Here is a 14,726-nt window from a genome sequence, read left to right on the forward strand (position 1 = left end):
CAAGGCACAGGGCCCCCGCGCCGAGCGGGTTTTCGGGAAGGGGCGGGGTTGGGGAAAGGAAAAGCGCAGTGACGAAGCCCCGGGTGACCAAGCCCCACAAGATCGCGGTCCTGATCCGCGACGGCGTACTCCCCATGGAGCTGGGCCTGGTCCACCAGCTGTTCGGCAACGCCCGCGCCCCTTCCACTGGAGAGCCCCTCTACGACCTCCGCACCTGCGCCCTCACTCCCGGCATGATCCGCACGGACGCGGACTTCCCCGTCTACGCCGAGCACGGCCCCGAGGCGGTGGCAGGCGCGAACACGGTGATCATCCCGGCCTCGCACGAACAGGACGAGTCGCTGACGCCGAGCGGCGGCCTCCCGCCCGCCCTCGCGGAGACGCTGAGGTCCGCCACAGCCACCGGCGCCCGCATCGCCTCGATCTGCACAGGCGCCTTCGTACTCGCGGCAGCAGGCCTCCTGGACGGCCGCAGGGCGACGACGCACTGGCTCTCGGCGGACCTCTTCGCCCGTACGTTCCCGGCGGTGACGGTCGACCCGGACGTCCTGTACGTGGACGAGGGCAAGGTCCTCACCTCCGCGGGCGAGGCTGCGGGCATCGACCTCTGCCTGCACATGATCCGCGGCGACCACGGCTCGGCGGTGGCGGCAGACGTGGCCCGCCGCACCGTCGTACCCCCGCACCGCGAGGGCGGCCAGGCCCAGTACATCCGGCGCCCGGTGCCGGAGCCCCGCCTCACGTCGACGGGCCGGGCCCGCGAGTGGGCCCGGACGCGCCTGGCGGAGCCGCTGACCCTCGCGGAGATGGCCGCCCAGGAATCCATGAGCGTGCGCACCTTCAGCCGCCGCTTCCGCGAGGAGACGGGCCTGACGCCGATGCAGTGGCTGACCCAGCGCCGCGTGGACCGGGCCCGCGAACTCCTGGAGGAGACGGACCGCACGGTCGACCGCATCGCGGCGGAGGCGGGCTTCGGCACGGGCGCGTCGCTGAGGCAGCACTTCCAGGCGGGGCTCGGGGTGTCGCCGGGTTCGTACCGGACGACGTTCAGGGGCACGGGGAGCGCGGCGGGCACGGGGCCGGTCTGAATGGTCCGACCGGTCTGAGTACGCATACTCTGTCGCACCCCATGGCCGGCTCGACAGGCTCGTACGCATGACGGCAAAGTCGATGAACATGAGCACGCGCCCGAGTCTGCGAATAAGCCCGCGCAGGTACCCGCGCATGCACTCGCGTATGAGCCCGCGCCATGAACTGAGCCCCATAAACCGGCGGAACCTGCTGTGGTCCCTGCCCGACAGCCCGCCCCTGCGGCGCTGGGTGACGCGCGCGCTCGGCGCGGGCCTGGCGGCAGCGGCGTACCTCCTCTGCCTGCCCTGGGACCTGCGCAACCGCCCCGAGACGCCCGGCGCGATCGACGAGACGTCACCGGTGACGGCGCTCGGCATCACCGCCCTGGCCGTCACGATGCTGGCCCTTGCGGCCTACATCGGCTTCCGTGACCGCCTCGGCTGGGCGCTGCTCCTGGTGGCGGGCCCTCCGGCGACGCTGATGTACGTCTCGTTCGACAGCCACCCGGAGCCGGACGCGTCGGTGTGGCCGCTGGCGTGGGGGGCCTTCGCCCTGCTGATGGGGGCGGGGGTCCTCGCGGTGGCGGGATTCGCGCGCCTGTTCAGGGACAGCGAGAGCGAGGCCTGACCCGAGGCGTGCCGTCAGACGCAGCAGATGGGGTCAGACCGAAGCCGGACAGGATGGGGCCAGACCGAAGCCCGACAGAGTGGGGCCAGGGTGGGGTCAGCCTGGGGTCAGACCGAAGCCGAGCGTCGATCGGCGAGCACCCAAGAGGCAAGCCCCACGCCCCCCGCGACGCCGAAGACCGCGGGCCAGGCCCCGACCTTCTTGGCGAGCGGATGCGACCCGGCGAAGGCGGCGACGTAGGTGGCGCTGAGCGCGACGGCGGTCCTGCCGCCCGCGCTCTGCCGCCACTGCTGCGCGGCGGCGGCCCCCGCGGCGGCGAGGACGAGGCCACCGAGCGGCCGCTTCTTGGTCCACCGTGCGACGGCGAACCCGCCGACGAGCCCACTGGCGGCCACTGCCGCTGCCGGTACCTTCGCCATGCCCACACCTTCGCTTCCAGCCGATACGCCCTCAATGCGCCCTCAATGCGCCTTCGGCCCGAGGCTAACGCGCCAGGAAAGCCTTGCGGCGAGGGGGTCTGTGCCACGTAGGTTGGTGCGGGTGTGCGCTGCGCATCCGCGGCGCGCTCGAAGGCGCTGCCGACGAGGGACCGATAGTAGAGATGACCGCGCGAACCACTGCCCGCACCCGAACAGCCCTGGTCATCGGGGGTGGCATCGCAGGCCCGGTGGCGGCGATGGCCCTGCACAAGGCGGGCATCGAGGCGACGGTGTACGAGGCGTACGACGACTCCGTTTCGAAGGAACGGAGTTCCCGCTTCGGCGGCGGCATGACGGTCGCCCCGAACGGCCTGCGGGCCCTTGAGGCGATCGACGCGGCGGATGCGGTGCTCGCCATCGGCACCCCGGTGACCGCCCTGGGCCTGCGCAGCTGGACGGGCAGGCACCTGGCCCGACTCGCCCCGCCCGCCGACCTCCCCACCACCCGTTTCGTCTGGCGCACGGAGCTGCAAGAGGCGCTCGTGGCGGAGGCGACGCGCCGCGGGATAGCGATCCACAGGGGCAAGCGCCTCCTGGACGCGACCGACACGGGCACGGGAGTGACGGCCCGCTTCTCGGACGGTTCGCTGGCGAAGGCGGACATCCTGATCGGCGCGGACGGCCTGCGCTCGACGGTACGTTCCTTGATCGACCCGTCGACTCCGAAGCCGCACTACGCCGGAATGCTCACCTTCTCGGCAAGCGTGCCAAGGCCAACGGACCTCCCCTCGACGGAGGGGGTGCTGTACATGTGCTTCGGCAAGAAGGCGTACTTCGCCTACCAGATCCTGGACGACGGTTCGGCGGTCTGGACGGCGAACCTGCCGCACCGCGAGCCGATGACGTCGACGGAGACGCAGGCGGTGGGCGCGGGGGAGTGGCTGAAGCGCCTGAGGGAGGCGTTCACGGACGACCGCACCCCGGCACCGGACCTGCTGGCGGCGACGCTCGCACCGGACCTGGTCATCACGGGCCCCACAGAAACGATGCCTCCCCTGCGCACCTGGAGCCGGGGCCGCATGATCCTGATCGGGGACGCGGCCCACGCGACGCCTCCGACATCGGGCCAGGGCGCGGCACTCGCGTCGGAGAGCGCGGTAGAACTTGCCCGCTGCCTGAGGGACTTGCCACCCGCCAAAGCATTCAAGGCGTACGAGTCGCTGCGCCGCCCCCGAGTGGACCGCATCCTCAAACACACGACGGCCACCCCAACAGCCACCTCCGCGGCGGCCCGCACGGCCACCCCGAAACCGGCGGGCCCCCTGAGCCGCGCCCTGCGGGACGCGGTACTGCCGATGGCGACGAAGGTGGGCGGGGGAGCGGTGTGGGGGGCGTGGCAGTTCGAACACCGGATTGATTGGGACGAGCGGGTCGGGTAGGGCGAGTAGGGCGGGCTGTACGGGTGAAATGCACCGGGGAGGGTCTGTGCGGTCCGGGAAGAGGGGAAACCTGGACAAACGCCATGATCATCGTACATACCTGAAAGGGACCCCATGCGTATTCGTACCGCCTTGGCTGCCACCGCTCTCGCCGCCGCGGCTGTGATGGGCGCCAGCGGCACCGCCCTCGCCCACGACGACTACGACCAGGGCTCGGAAGGCAGCGTCGCCTTCGAGAACCTCGGCGGCGCGGCCGGGATCACCGAGGGCGCCGGTCACTTCGAAGGCGACCACGGCGATGGCTGGAAGGCCGGCTTCGCCTTCGAGAACCTCGGCGGCGCGGCAGGCATCACCAAGGGCGCGGGCTACGGCGCGGGCCACGGCGAGGGCGGCTTCGACGGCCAGCCCGGCGAGTAACCACTGCCACACCTCTCCACTGCCACACCTCTCCTCGGCCACGCCTCTCGGAGTCGGGACCGAGGACCCCGGGTCCTGAACCCGGAGCGCCACTTTGAAGGGGGCCCGCCAGGAGCGGGCCCCCTTTTCGCTTGCCCGCATCAGCCGACGGCTGGGCCGGCCGTCGGCTGTCGCCTCAGTGATGGTTCACCGTTCGCGGCGGATCAGTGAGGCGCAGGCGCCGCCGCTCCCCGGTCACGACCGAAGCCCGTGTGCAGGACGGCGAACAGCCCCCGGGCCGAGGTGCCGTCCGGCACGCGCCAGGAGCCGGAGACGCGGCCGGTCGCTCCCTGCGGAAGGACCGGCGGGTCGTCCTGGGCGGGCTGTAGGGACCGGCGCAGGCGGAGGGCTGCGCCATGCGGGAGAGCGAGCGCGGTGCCGTCCTGGTCGTCGGTGGCAGTGGCGGTGAAGGCCGATGCGGGCGCGGAAGGCGCGGCGGCCGAGCCTTCACCGACGTAGGAGCAGGTGATGTCCCGGTCGCGGGTGTCGCTGGTGTTCTGGTCCTGGGCCTGGACCCGGCCCTCGATCAGGGCGAGCAACTGGGCGACCAACACCGGGTCTTGGCAGCCGTCGTAGGCCCAGCGCCGCCCCAGCACCCCGTGCTCCATCGTGCCGACGAGGGCGTGCTCCAACCCGTCGAGCGGGGCGCCGCGATAGGTGAGCGGCACCAGGTAGGTGGCCGGGTGGGGGCCGGAGGCGTCGGTGACCACGATGAACTCGATCCCCACTTCCCCCTGAGGATCGTCCAACCGGAAGCCGCCGGACTTGGCCAACTCTGGTTCGCCGTGTTCGTCTCGGCCGTCGCGATACCAGGGCCGGGGGGGAAGCCAGGAGGTGAGCAGCTCCAGCTTGGTCGGCCTGAGGGCGGTGCGGTGGATGACGGCCATGCTGACGTGTCCTTCCATTGGGCGGACGTGGGCCCGGAGCGGGCGGGGCAGGGTGGATGGCAGGGGCGAAATGCAGAGAAATCCCACTCGGCCCGCTCCTTTACCGGCGTGTCGTGGGACTTTCTTGCAGTGCGCGAGATTCGGCAGCTTCCCCTGGGTGGGGGCGCACCGCGCGGGCGGGGGCTGGGCAGTGGGGGCAACGGGGCAAACGGGTCGCGGCTGTCCCGTCCCGTCTCTCTCACGAACAGTCGGAGTGGTACCGGAAGGGCATGGCGGGGCAGCCGTGCCCGCAGACGAAGAGATACATGCCGCCCATGTCGCCGAGCATGATGCCGGGCGCGCACTGAAGGGCCTGCCGCTCCTCGTAAGAGAGACGGAGCACGCTCCACCCGTCCCCGTCCCCGTCCCCGTCCCTGGCACCGTCGTCCGCTCCTCCGCCGGGCCGGTCCTCGACGGGCACCCAGCGCCGCCAGGACACCCCGTCGAACTCGGAGCTCTTGATGGTCACCAGGTGCCGCATGCGTTGCCCGCAAGGTCCGGGGCAGGTGGGCCAGTACGGCTCCTGGGTCCAGCTCGGATAGCCGCCTGCCTTGATGCCGGGAGCGACACTGAGGTGGGACCAGTAGGCGACGGGGCTCCCGTCCTCCTCGGCGCGTTCCTCCATCTCCTCGAGCGTCTCCTCCAACTCCTCGGCCAGCGCGTCATCGAGATCCCAGTTCGGGTACTCGACGACCCGCTCGGGGTGCAGCACGCAGGGGTCCGGCAGATAGAAGTCGCTGGCACCGACGGGTTGAGGCGGTTCCTCGATCAGCGGCTCCGACCGCGCGCTGTCCCGCCAGTAGATCTCGGGCCGGGGCACGTACCCGGCCTCATGGTCGAAGGGACACCAGACGACCTGAAGGACGTCGGTGCCCTCGGGAAAGGGCAGTTCGGGAACGTCGCGGGCGTACAGCTGCAGCACCGGAACCATGGCCTGCGCGAAATCATCGTCGGCCGGAGCGAGCCTGGTCCGCGGATGTGAGTCCTCACAGTGCGGCCAAGGCTCACTGGCCGGCCACGACAGAGGCCCACCCACGGAACTCTCCCAAGGACCGGGCTGCCCCCGCCGCGGATGCAGCCGCACGGCCTCCCGCCGCAGAGGCTTGACCATGGGGAAGAGCGCTTCGACGTCCAGGAGGGGCGGCGGGGTGGTGCGGGGCATGGGGGTTACTCCTGGGTTGGTCGAGACGGCGATGACGCCGGTTGAGGTTCTGCCTTCACTTCAAGCGGATGGGCCTGTCCCGCACGGGCCGCTTCCACGCGTTCCATAGACCGCGCCCGCCGCGGCCCCGGCCGGCGCCCCGCAGATCCCGGCCGCGCCGAGCACCAGCTCGGCGCGGCAACAGCCGCAGACCCCCACCAAGGGGGCGCCGACTTCAGGGGCTTACTGGAACTCGGTCAGAGCTTCAGAGCTTGGGTTCCACCGGAAACGGCAGGGCGGCGGACCACTCGGCGAGGGAACCGGCAGCGGTGGACCGCAGGTCACCCTGTACGGCCACCTCGGCCAGCAGGCGGCGTTCTGCGTTCGGGAGGGCCAACTCCCGGTAGAACCGCAGGTCTTCGAAGCCGTTGGCAGCGACATCGTGACTGGTCGCGGCGTATACGAGGCGGGGGATCCGGGCCCAGTAGCAGGCGGTTAGGCACATCGGGCAGGGCTCACTGCTCGCGTACATCACGGCATCCTCCATGAGGTGCCGCCCGAGCCGCTTGCCCGCGTCGCGCAGCGCCATGACCTCCGCGTGCGCGGTCGGGTCCTGGAGTTCGACGACGGAGCTGGTGCCCGTGCCCACGACCTCACCGTCCACCACCACGACAGCGCCGAAGGGAGTCTTCCCTTCGTCTTGCAGGGAGTGCCGTGAGATGGCGATGGCCTGCTCCAGGAACTTGCGGTCCTGCTCGGTCTCGGGTGCGTAAGGCATCGGAATCTCTCTCCCTCGCGTCGTACGTGTCACATGTGGACCGACGGGTCCGAATCGCTGAACGGCCCGTCCAGGTTCACGTCGTAACCGGTCAGAGGCGTCGTCGCGCCCGGGCTCGAGATGATCCGCAGGACCTCTGCGGTGCGCGGCGCATCGCACCAGCGGCCCTCTTCCTGGACATCGACCATATCCGGTACGGGTGCGCCGGCTTCGCTTCCTTCGATGATGAGCCGCTCGACGTGCGGGGAGGGCGCCTGGAGGAGCACGGTGGAAGCGGCGAGCCGATGGTTCCACTGCTCGAAGGACCGCGCCATGGCCGGTCCCCTGGGCCCGTCGCTGATGGCGGCCGGAAGATTGTGTAGCAGGACGCGGGTGATGCGCAGCGAAGTACCGCCGCGCAGCTGGGCGTTGATGAGAGCTTCGTCGACGGCGTTACGGAGGGGCAGCCGTTCGGGAAGGAGCCACTCCAGACCGCACTGGACGACAAGGGCGGCCCGTACGCCGGTTCCGCCGACGCGGTCGATGGCCGCGACCCATTCTTCATAGTTCACGGGGTGCTCCCGGCATGGGCGCCGACGAGCTGGAGAACACGTAACCCGGTGACGACAGCCTCCTGCGGGTCATCGAGGCCCGCGGTGCCGGGCAGGACGCGACGCGCGAGACCGGCCGCGGCGTTCAGTGCAGGCGCGGACAGCCCACTGAGGAAGGCGCGGAGTTCGTCATCCGGTTCTCCGTGAGCGAGGGGCGCCAGGCGGGCGGCGACAGCGAGGACCATGGCAGCGGGTCGGCCATGAGGCGCACTACGGGGAGCGGGCGTACGGATGACGGACCGCTCCCGGCGCCGCTGGGCCTCCTCCCAGGGTGAGTCGGATCCGTCGCTACGCACCATGAGGGTGAGCAGGGCCTTCTGTGCATCCGCAGCGGTGTCGAACCATCGATGGCTGGCGAACGTCCGCAGATACGCGCCGAGAAGCTGCGGATCCGGAGTGAACTCGGGCCGGATGAGCTCGGCGGGATGCTCGGTCCGCACATCGCGCAGGGTGGCGAGGGCATTGACGGAGACGAGACCCCAGAAGCGATCGAACTCAGCTATACCGCCGAAGAGTTCACGGGACCGGCGAGCTTCGGTAGTACCTGCCGGGGGTCTGCTGGCGTCTCCGTAGAGGACGGCCCGAGTCTCGCTCAACACGGAGGCGCCGTCCCAGTAGTTCCCCATGAACTTCCGCCCGGTGAGGAACTGGTGGATGCCATAGAAGGCCCCGGCCTGGTCCGAACCGTGGAACTCAGTGAAATCCTGAGCCCAGAGCAGCATGGCCACCGGGCTCTCGAAGACGGACCCCATATCGGCGGAACTGCTGACGGACACGGGATCGGGATCGGCCTGCCGGAGCACGAGCCGACGGCTGTCGACGGACATGGCGACGAGCTCACGGGCGGCACGTTTGTCGGCGATGCCGCGCTGGGACATCAGCGTCGCGGTGCTGCCGAGCCAGGCGAGATAGCGACTTGCCTCACCGAGCGCGACGGCGGGATCTGGCAGTGCCCGAACGCGGCGTATCAAGGATTCGACGATCGACTCCGCACACCCGACCACGACGACGGGATCGGTACCGCGTACGAGAGCGGCGCGGCAGAGCCGGTGCAGGACCTCCAGATGGAGGGCGACAAGGTGCTCGCTCGCGGGCGCGGGGACTTGGGCGCTGGTGAGCTGAAGTACGAGATCACGTACGCCGTTGGGGTCGTTGCCGCTGATGACTTGATCGAGGGCGCCGAGATAGGAGGCGACAACGGGATCATCGCTGAGGTGTTGATCCACATGACCCGGGGTGGCTTGCCGCGCCCGGAGTTCGGCAATCCCGAGCCCGAGGGTGCGCCGCAGCAGCCGATTGCGCCCGCCGATGCTGGCGAGCCCGAAGAGCCGGGCAAAGGAGAAGATGCCGAAGCAGTTGGCGAGGAGGAAGAGGAGCGCCCCGTAGGTCGTACTCCGCTCACTCTGCCCAAGAATCCCTCCCGCGGTGAACATGGCAGCGATCCACCCTGCCAACACCCACTCGCGGAAGGCGATATGGCTGTCTATGGCGCGGAGGGAGGGCCATGAACTGGCGGCGGAAAAGGAGAGAGCGAAGATGACGGCTTCGCCGGTGAGGAGCGTGGCGAAGAAGGCGATGGTGAACTGGGTGGCATCGACGGCGTCGTCCCGCCCGACGGGCCACTGCCACGCCACACCGCCGAGCACGAGGGCCCCGAGTGCGAGTGCTGCGCGCCGCCGGGTGTGCCCCATGCCCCTGTCTGCCCCTGCTCCTTGAGCTGGTTTCGTCCGAGTAACTGTGCCAGGGGTGCACGGGGGTTGCCAAGCGGTGCCCGGCGGGTCGGATGGGTCAGGAGCGCGGTATGTCTCGTATGGATGCGACGAATCCGGCCCAGGTATTCGGCTCGACGACAAGGCGATCGTGGGTGGTGCGCTTTGAGTCGCGCACCAGGACCCTGTGCTCAGTCACTGCCACCTCGACGCACTCGGTCCCGGATCCCCCGCTGTAGGAGGACTTGAACCAGTGGAGAGGGCGTCGGGCGTCCATCACAACTCCATGAGACTTCGGCGAATGGCTTCGCTGGATGATGGCAGATCAAGAGCCTGTGCACGAAGGTAATCGAACGCCAACTTGTACCGCTCCAACTCCTTCGGCTTCTCCATGAAGAGTCCGCCGCCGAGCAGGTCCACGTAGACGACATCCAAGTCCTGGCTCTGTCCTCGCAGGAGAGCGAAGCTTCCCACTGCGGCGGCATGAGCCCCGGCCGAGAACGGCAGTATCTGTACCGTCACGTGTGGGGACTCGGTCAGCTCCAGGAGGTGTTGGAGTTGCTCCCGCATGATGTGGGCCCCGCCTACGACGCGATGGATGGCGGCTTGGTCGATGACGGCCCAGATATGGGGCGGCTCGGAGCGCTGAAGGAGCTCCTGCCGCTTCATCCGAATGTCGACCATGTGCTGCACCTCACGATCCGAGCAGCCCACCTCGGACGCCCGGTGCACGGCTTCAGCGTACGCCCGGGTCTGGAACAGGCCAGGGATGTACATGCACGCGTAGTGATCCTCGCGCACCACCTCGTCCTCGAGGGTCAGCATGAGGTTCATGGACTCCGGAACGGGGTCGGCCAGGGAGCGCCACCAACCCTGGATCTTGGCGCCCTTGGCGAGTTCGACCAGGGCTGTACGTACGTCATCGTCGGCGTCGTACTCGCGGCAAAGGGCTTCCACCGTAGGCCACTTGACCGTGCCCTCTTTGGTCTCATATCGGCTGAGGGTGGCCTTGGAGATACCCACGCGAGCGCCGGCGTCCTCCAGCGTGAGTCCCTTACGTTCGCGCAGACGGCGGAGATCGGCGCCGAGCTGGCGACGGCGAGTGGTCGGCCCAACTGCCATATTCCTGGCCTTTCTTGTTGATCGATCCGAGAGTGCCCGTGCATCGGTGGCGGAGCAAGGGCGTACGACCAGGGGCGCGCGCGAGGGGCACGTGCTCCCGCGACTCCCTTATGAGAGTTCCATTTTGAGAGTTCCACTGCGACTCTAAGTGCACAGGCGGGGACATTAAGCGATGTCTGTCCAGTGTGAAGGGGGATGGTCGAGCATGTCTGACTGTCGGTGCGGGGTGCTGCGAAAAGAATGGGAACTGCCCTTCCTGGCCGAACCGGAAGAAGTGGCAGGCCTGCGGCGCATCGTGCGGCTGCATCTGACTCAGTGGGGCTTGCCCGAAGCCGTCGAAGCGGCGCAGCTGTGTGCGACCGAGCTCGTCGCCAACGTCATTACGCACGTGGGCCCGCATACGCCCACCACGTTCCGGCTGGCTATGAAGGACACATGCGTCCGTATCGAGGTCGGCGACCCCGATACTCGTGCCCTCCCGACCCTGCTCGCGGCCGAGACGGACGCGGAGAGCGGGCGGGGCATGGCCCTGCTCGATGCTGTCGCCGACCGATGGGGCGTGATCCTTCGGAGCGACTCCAAGGTCACATGGTGCGAACTGGCCACGGGCCTCGGGTCGTCGACCGGCCACACGGGGGGTCTGCGGGTTGATCGTGCTGAGGCTCTGATCGGCCTCTACGGCGAGAAGGGGGTCCCGAGGCGCGAGGGGCATTCATCCTTGACGGTCGCCGTTGCGGAGGAGGCCGCGATCGATGTCATCGCGGACCTCCTCCACTGGCTGCGGGCGCATGGTTGCGATCCGGACGAGGCTTTGGAGCGGGCACGGATGCACTTCGAGGCCGAGGGCATAAGCGGATGAGTCAGGGGTGAGCCGACGATCGAATCAGCCCGCTTCGGGGGCGTTCTGGTCGCCCATCCGTCTGCCCCGGTGGGGAGTTGGTACCGCTTCCCGGATGAGCCGGCGGTTGGGCTCCCTGACTCTTGAGCGTTGAGTGTCCGACTTGCTTCGCCGATCGAATCACTGTGGTCACCTGGACGGCCACCTGCTCTGGCTTTTCGTGCGTATAGAAGCGAAGGACGGTCCAGCCGAGGGATTCGAGGTGGGCGGTGGTCCTGGTGTCACGCATGGCGTTCTTGTTGATCTTTTCGCGCCAGTACGCGGAGTTCGCCTTCGGAAAGGTGGCGTGCTCGGGACAGCCGTGCCAGAAGCAGCCGTCGATGAAGACGGCGACGCGGGGCCCGGGGAAGGCGATGTCGATCGTGTTGCGGGCCATTCCGGGAACGCGTCGCTGGAGCCGGTATCGGAGGCCGGCGGCGTGGAGCAGACGGCGGACGGCGACTTCCGGCTTGGTGTCCCGAGAGGGCTGTTTGCTCATGCTGGCGGAGACAGCGGGGGACGAGGGGATCGGTCGTGAAGCGGACACCATCTCAGTGTGGGGCGTCTGACTTGGCCTTGTCACGGACCTGTGGGTACCAGTCGGCGAGCGCGCGCCACACGTCTTCCCCCGGCGTCGTCAGACCGAGCGCGGCACTGAGGACGTGGATGCCGAGGCGGGGCGGAACGGCGTTGCCGATCTGCTGGGAGATATCGCCGCCGGACCAGGGGAACCGCTTGGGGAAGGTTTGGAGCTGACCTGCTTCCCCCGTGCTCAGCCGGGGAAGGTCTTGCTCCGTCGTGTCGTCGGTGACGATGCGGTTGCGGGAGACCTTGCCGGTCACCGTGGCTGCGGGTTCGCAGGAACGACGTCGGCCGCGGAGCCTGGGATTGCCGCCGGTGCCGTAATTGGAGACGACCTGGAACGGGGCGGTGCGCTCCGACAGCACGTCCTCCATGGCCACCCAACTCTGGAGCACGAGATCGCCCGGTGGGCGTGGGGCGCCCTTGCGGTAGCGCTTATGTGTGGAGGTGGGAAGGGCGGCTGTGTGCCCGTCACGTCGGGCGACGAGGATCGCGCGGCGGCGGGTCTGCGGTACGCCGAACTCCTCGGTGTACAGGATGCCGTGGGCCACCGAGTAGCCCTCGTCGGCAAGCGCTGCCCCGTACGCCTCCCAGACGGGGAGGGCCGCGGGTACCTGTTCGAGCACGATTGCGTCGTATGGGCGGAGCTCGTTGTTGTCGATGGCGCTCAGCGCCCAGCGCAAAGGCTCCAGGACGAGCCCAGTGCGCTTGTCGTCCATTTCGGCGAGGTCGGCATCGATGTTGGCGCGTGCGTCGCGGTCGACGAGGCGCTGCACGAACTTCAACACGTCGTCCAGGGCACGGCGACCGGCCCCGCTGCCTGCGACGGTGAAGCTCTGGCAGGGCGGGCCTCCGGCGAGGACATTCGCTTCGGGGAAGTCCTCCGGACCGTAACTGCGTACGTCGCCGGGGACCGTTCGCAGCCCCGCCGCGGCACGTGTCGTGACGGCGTTCGCGTCCCATTCGATCCCCGTTGAGGGGATGCCCAGGACCGTCGCGGCCATGTCCAGCCCGCCGGGGCCGGCGAAAAGGTCCACGATGTGGAAACCCACAGGTGGGAGCTGGTGAGGTAGAGCGACGGTCATGGTGAGCGAGTTTATAGGTGATGGAGGGGGCGAGGGAGCAGGTGGAGGGCCATGACGTCACGCGGCCGACAATGCGGCGTGGATCGCGCGCCCCAGCGCCTCGCCGACCGGAGGCGGGGATGCATGGCCGACCTGGCGGTAGCGGGCGGTCTTGCGTCCCGCGAAGGCCCAATCCTTGGGGAAGCCCTGGAGCAGGGCGGCCTGCTCGACGGTGAGCGCCATCATGCCGTCGCGGCCGAGGGCCGGGTTCCACTCGAAGTCGGGGTCCGGCACTTCGTTTGCGACCGTGCCGCCGTCCACTCCGATGCGGGCCCAGGCCCGCTTGGAGCCGGTCGGGCCCAGGTCGGCACCGCCGCGTTCCCAAGAACCGCCGACGAGGGTGGGAGCGACCCCCGTGGCCTGCGCCGCCCACTCGGCGGCACCGGGCCAGCCGCGGGCGGCCATGGTCGGGCCGAGCGCCTGGCCGACGCTGGCGGGGGGGTCGGGGCAGGGCTCCGGGACCCGGAACGCCTTGGCCGCCGCTGTGCTTGCAAAGGCTAGGAGAATGCCTTGTTTCCGGTACTGCGGTACGCCGTACTCGGCGGCGTTGAGGACGAACCAGAACGGGGAGTAGCCGCTCGCAGACAGCTCCTGCTGGACGTGGTCCCGGAGCGGTGCGTACGTCTCGCTCGTGATCAGATCCGGCACATTCTCGATCAGGAGGGCACGGGGGTGCAGGATCCGGGTGAGATCGAGGGTGGCGCGGAATACCGCCAGTTCGTGGTCATTGCCACGTTCGCGGGAGACGGCGGCCGCTGCCTTCACACGCGGCAGACCGCCGGAGATCAAGTCGAGATTCAGCAGGGTCGGTTCCTGGGCGAGCGACTCCGGAACCAGGGTGCTGAGGTCCTCCTCGCGGAGGCGCCAGTCGGGTCGGTTGAGGCGCAGAGTGTCGAGGGTGACGGGGCGATTGTCGATCAGCATGGCGGGGTCGAACCCCGCGTATTCCAGGCCGAGTGCGAGGCCGCCGGCACCCGCGCACAGCTCCAGGGAGGTGAGGCGACGGGCGGGGGACACGGACACGGGCGTCGGCGTCGGGGCGGAGTTCGGCTCGGGTTCGGGTCTGTGGACCGGATCCGGCGAGATCGTGCGCGTGGGCGCGGGATCTAATGCGGTCGGCTGCGTTTCGTCGGGCCTCAAAGCGGCCACGGACTCCTCGGCCACGGCGCGCAGTTCAGCCCGCAGCTCGGCGTCGTCCAGGGCCTCGAAGATGACGAAGGGGGCGAGCCTGAGGAGCCGTTTGAGGAAGTCCCGCAGCACCACACGCTCGGCGAGGCCTTGCAGATCGACGGCAGCCCAGGCATGGAGGATGTTGCGTACGAGATGGGGGCTGCCGCCGAGGGACTTACGGCGGGCGTAGATCTGGTCGAAGGCGGCCTCTCCGAGGATGTCGAGCGCCGCGTACGGCTCGGGGGCCGCGGGGTCACGGACGAGGTGCGCACGCCACCACAGACGGCCGAAGACGTGCCGGGTGAGGTCGCTGGCCACCACACGGTCGCCGGGCGGACGAGGATAGCGCCAGTACGCGACGTCGGGGAGCAGGATCAGCGCGAGAAAGGCCCAGACGTCGCCGGACGCGGCTTCGGCCGGCATCAGTTCCATCTCGCTGTGCAGGAGCGCGGCCAGATCGAGGTCGAAGCGGGCCCGTGCCGCGCGAGAGGACTCCTCGGGGAAGCCCGAACGTGCGGCGGTCTCCAGGATGCGGGCTCGAAGGTCACGCAGTTGGGTCTCCGTGATCCGGTCGCCGCCGGTGGCGACGTAGACCGCGGACTCATGGCGATACGTGACGTGTTCGGCCAGGTCGTGAGGCGGCATCTCCTTATACCGCTGGTGTAGCGGCTTTGCCTGTCCGGCGAGGAGGCGGG

16 protein-coding genes are annotated in these 14,726 nt (G+C 69.3%); 5 read left to right on the plus strand and 11 right to left on the minus strand.

All coding sequences use genetic code 11. From position 1 onward, the window contains the following. Positions 1–68: 68 nt before the first annotated feature. Both ACWFRJ_RS07065 and ACWFRJ_RS07070 read left to right on the plus strand, forming a co-directional pair. Positions 69–1,088, plus strand: a complete 1,020-nt coding sequence (locus tag ACWFRJ_RS07065; RefSeq protein WP_453525214.1) for a GlxA family transcriptional regulator — start codon at positions 69–71, stop codon at positions 1,086–1,088. A gap of 136 nt (positions 1,089–1,224) precedes the next feature. Further along, positions 1,225–1,698, plus strand: a complete 474-nt coding sequence (locus ACWFRJ_RS07070; RefSeq protein WP_453525216.1) for a hypothetical protein — start codon at positions 1,225–1,227, stop codon at positions 1,696–1,698. Positions 1,699–1,805: 107 nt separating this feature from the next. Here the strand turns inward: ACWFRJ_RS07070 and ACWFRJ_RS07075 are convergent, their stop codons facing one another. Next, positions 1,806–2,117, minus strand: coding sequence for a hypothetical protein (locus ACWFRJ_RS07075; protein ID WP_453525218.1), 312 nt, complete (start codon positions 2,115–2,117; stop codon positions 1,806–1,808). 182 nt (positions 2,118–2,299) lie between these two features. Between ACWFRJ_RS07075 and ACWFRJ_RS07080 the strand changes: the two genes are divergently transcribed. Together ACWFRJ_RS07080 and ACWFRJ_RS07085 are read left to right on the plus strand one after the other, a co-directional pair. After that, positions 2,300–3,556, plus strand: a complete 1,257-nt coding sequence (locus ACWFRJ_RS07080; protein WP_453525220.1) for an FAD-dependent monooxygenase — start codon at positions 2,300–2,302, stop codon at positions 3,554–3,556. 114 nt (positions 3,557–3,670) lie between these two features. After that, positions 3,671–3,973, plus strand: a complete 303-nt coding sequence (locus ACWFRJ_RS07085) for a hypothetical protein (RefSeq protein ID WP_453525222.1) — start codon at positions 3,671–3,673, stop codon at positions 3,971–3,973. Positions 3,974–4,176: 203 nt separating this feature from the next. Here the strand turns inward: ACWFRJ_RS07085 and ACWFRJ_RS07090 are convergent, their stop codons facing one another. The 7 genes from ACWFRJ_RS07090 to ACWFRJ_RS07120 all read right to left on the minus strand — a co-directional run bounded on the left by ACWFRJ_RS07090 (position 4,177) and on the right by ACWFRJ_RS07120 (position 10,278). Then, entirely contained in the window at positions 4,177–4,899 is a 723-nt protein-coding gene (locus ACWFRJ_RS07090; protein ID WP_453525224.1) for a maltokinase N-terminal cap-like domain-containing protein, read from the minus strand. Positions 4,900–5,137: 238 nt separating this feature from the next. Next, the gene (locus tag ACWFRJ_RS07095; protein ID WP_453525226.1) at positions 5,138–6,100 is read right to left on the minus strand and encodes a DUF1963 domain-containing protein; all 963 of its coding nucleotides are present in this window, start codon (positions 6,098–6,100) and stop codon (positions 5,138–5,140) included. A 244-nt stretch (positions 6,101–6,344) separates the two neighbouring features. Next, positions 6,345–6,857 (minus strand): nucleoside deaminase, encoded by a 513-nt coding sequence (locus tag ACWFRJ_RS07100; protein WP_453525227.1) that lies wholly within the window; start codon positions 6,855–6,857, stop codon positions 6,345–6,347. A gap of 29 nt (positions 6,858–6,886) precedes the next feature. After that, positions 6,887–7,408, minus strand: coding sequence for a hypothetical protein (locus tag ACWFRJ_RS07105; RefSeq protein WP_453525229.1), 522 nt, complete (start codon positions 7,406–7,408; stop codon positions 6,887–6,889). After that, complete coding sequence (locus ACWFRJ_RS07110) at positions 7,405–9,138, minus strand: hypothetical protein (RefSeq protein ID WP_453525231.1); 1,734 nt, start codon at positions 9,136–9,138, stop codon at positions 7,405–7,407. Before ACWFRJ_RS07110 ends, ACWFRJ_RS07105 begins: the two co-directional genes overlap by 4 nt. 97 nt (positions 9,139–9,235) lie before the next feature. Further along, positions 9,236–9,433: a DUF397 domain-containing protein gene (locus ACWFRJ_RS07115; RefSeq protein ID WP_453525233.1), complete on the minus strand. Its 198-nt coding sequence runs from the start codon at positions 9,431–9,433 to the stop codon at positions 9,236–9,238. After that, complete coding sequence (locus tag ACWFRJ_RS07120; protein ID WP_453525235.1) at positions 9,433–10,278, minus strand: helix-turn-helix domain-containing protein; 846 nt, start codon at positions 10,276–10,278, stop codon at positions 9,433–9,435. The genes ACWFRJ_RS07115 and ACWFRJ_RS07120 overlap by 1 nt, the downstream gene beginning before the upstream one ends. Before the next feature lie 205 nt (positions 10,279–10,483). Here ACWFRJ_RS07120 and ACWFRJ_RS07125 point away from each other — a divergent pair, with 205 nt between their 5' ends. Continuing rightward, positions 10,484–11,137 (plus strand): ATP-binding protein, encoded by a 654-nt coding sequence (locus tag ACWFRJ_RS07125; RefSeq protein WP_453525237.1) that lies wholly within the window; start codon positions 10,484–10,486, stop codon positions 11,135–11,137. 1 nt (position 11,138) lies between these two features. Here ACWFRJ_RS07125 and ACWFRJ_RS07130 read toward each other — a convergent pair whose 3' ends face one another. From ACWFRJ_RS07130 to ACWFRJ_RS07140, 3 genes are read right to left on the minus strand one after another with little or no spacing between them, the layout of a single operon-like run. Further along, entirely contained in the window at positions 11,139–11,705 is a 567-nt protein-coding gene (locus ACWFRJ_RS07130; protein WP_453525239.1) for a very short patch repair endonuclease, read from the minus strand. Between the two features lies 1 nt (position 11,706). Next, positions 11,707–12,822: a DNA cytosine methyltransferase gene (locus tag ACWFRJ_RS07135; RefSeq protein ID WP_453525241.1), complete on the minus strand. Its 1,116-nt coding sequence runs from the start codon at positions 12,820–12,822 to the stop codon at positions 11,707–11,709. A gap of 57 nt (positions 12,823–12,879) precedes the next feature. After that, entirely contained in the window at positions 12,880–14,676 is a 1,797-nt protein-coding gene (locus ACWFRJ_RS07140; RefSeq protein ID WP_453525243.1) for a DUF6339 family protein, read from the minus strand. Positions 14,677–14,726 lie beyond the last annotated feature (50 nt).

Source organism: Streptomyces sp. NPDC055239, assembly GCF_053606205.1.

Excerpts from the sequence above, each read along its gene's own strand:
- ACWFRJ_RS07070 (WP_453525216.1), top strand. The coding sequence starts at position 1,225 with ATGCACTCGCGTATGAGCCCGCGCCATGAACTGAGCCCCATAAACCGG.
- ACWFRJ_RS07075 (WP_453525218.1), bottom strand. The coding sequence starts at position 2,117 with ATGGCGAAGGTACCGGCAGCGGCAGTGGCCGCCAGTGGGCTCGTCGGC.
- ACWFRJ_RS07080 (WP_453525220.1), top strand. The coding sequence starts at position 2,300 with ATGACCGCGCGAACCACTGCCCGCACCCGAACAGCCCTGGTCATCGGG.
- ACWFRJ_RS07085 (WP_453525222.1), top strand. The coding sequence starts at position 3,671 with ATGCGTATTCGTACCGCCTTGGCTGCCACCGCTCTCGCCGCCGCGGCT.
- ACWFRJ_RS07090 (WP_453525224.1), bottom strand. The coding sequence starts at position 4,899 with ATGGCCGTCATCCACCGCACCGCCCTCAGGCCGACCAAGCTGGAGCTG.
- ACWFRJ_RS07095 (WP_453525226.1), bottom strand. The coding sequence starts at position 6,100 with ATGCCCCGCACCACCCCGCCGCCCCTCCTGGACGTCGAAGCGCTCTTC.
- ACWFRJ_RS07100 (WP_453525227.1), bottom strand. The coding sequence starts at position 6,857 with ATGCCTTACGCACCCGAGACCGAGCAGGACCGCAAGTTCCTGGAGCAG.
- ACWFRJ_RS07110 (WP_453525231.1), bottom strand. The coding sequence starts at position 9,138 with ATGGGGCACACCCGGCGGCGCGCAGCACTCGCACTCGGGGCCCTCGTG.
- ACWFRJ_RS07115 (WP_453525233.1), bottom strand. The coding sequence starts at position 9,433 with ATGGACGCCCGACGCCCTCTCCACTGGTTCAAGTCCTCCTACAGCGGG.
- ACWFRJ_RS07120 (WP_453525235.1), bottom strand. The coding sequence starts at position 10,278 with ATGGCAGTTGGGCCGACCACTCGCCGTCGCCAGCTCGGCGCCGATCTC.
- ACWFRJ_RS07125 (WP_453525237.1), top strand. The coding sequence starts at position 10,484 with ATGTCTGACTGTCGGTGCGGGGTGCTGCGAAAAGAATGGGAACTGCCC.
- ACWFRJ_RS07130 (WP_453525239.1), bottom strand. The coding sequence starts at position 11,705 with ATGGTGTCCGCTTCACGACCGATCCCCTCGTCCCCCGCTGTCTCCGCC.
- ACWFRJ_RS07135 (WP_453525241.1), bottom strand. The coding sequence starts at position 12,822 with ATGACCGTCGCTCTACCTCACCAGCTCCCACCTGTGGGTTTCCACATC.
- ACWFRJ_RS07140 (WP_453525243.1), bottom strand. The coding sequence starts at position 14,676 with ATGCCGCCTCACGACCTGGCCGAACACGTCACGTATCGCCATGAGTCC.